1 protein-coding gene is annotated in these 809 nt (G+C 58.2%); it reads right to left on the bottom strand.

Annotated features, from left to right (window positions below; genetic code table 11):
• Positions 1 to 52: 52 nt before the first annotated feature.
• Entirely contained in the window at positions 53 to 757 is a 705-nt protein-coding gene (locus AC07SZ_RS35610) for an IS6 family transposase (protein WP_494917900.1), read from the bottom strand.
• Positions 758 to 809: the final 52 nt, after the last annotated feature.

Raw genomic sequence — 809 nt, 5'->3', positions numbered from 1 at the left:
GGCGCTGTCACGTTGTTTGTAGCAATACAGCCTGAAGCGCCGGGAGCAGATATCAGGCGAGCGTTCCGGTTACGGCTTTCCATTGCGCCATGGCACCCTGGCGGTGAAGGTGGATAGCAAAGGCTGAACGTTTGGGACGGGGTGAGACGAAGAGGTTGCGCAGGGCCGAGAAGATCGAGACGAAGCGTTGCAGGCCGCCCGGCGATCGAAAACCTTGCATCATTCGCTCTCGTTTTCGCAGCGGCACATGCGAATTCTCGGCCCGATTATTGAGCCCCTTGTGTGAGCGATGTTCGACACCGGGCATGACCTGACGCCTTGCCGCTCCGTAGGAGCGCAGCTTGTCGGTAACTATGCGCTTCGGCGCGAGCCCTTGATTCTTCAGCAGCCGGATCAATAATCGCCTGGCGGCCTTGGTATTGCAGCGGGTCTGGACGATCTCGTCAAGCACATAACCATCCTGGTCAACGGCTCGCCACAGCCAGTGTTTCCTGCCAGCGATGGAGATTACCACTTCATCGAGGTGCCAGACATCGTTCGGCGAAGGCTGCTTGCGGCGAAGACGACGGACATAGTCGGGGCCGAATTTCCTGCCCCATCGACGGATCGTCTCATAGGACACGACGATCCCGCGTTCGAGCAGCATCTCCTCGACCAGGCGCAGACTCAGCGGGAACCGATAATACAGCCAAACCGCATTCGCGATGATGTGGGGTGGAAAGCGATGGTTCTTGTAGCTAACAGCAGGCAAGGTCATGACAGCCGTGCCTATGCCACAATCGCTGAGCCGAAGTTAATGTGACAAGCCC

The sequence above is a fragment of the Mesorhizobium sp. GW821-FHT07A06 genome (genome assembly GCF_059419085.1).
Note: the sequence above shows the minus strand (reverse complement) of the source record. Positions and strands in the feature narration are given on the sequence as shown.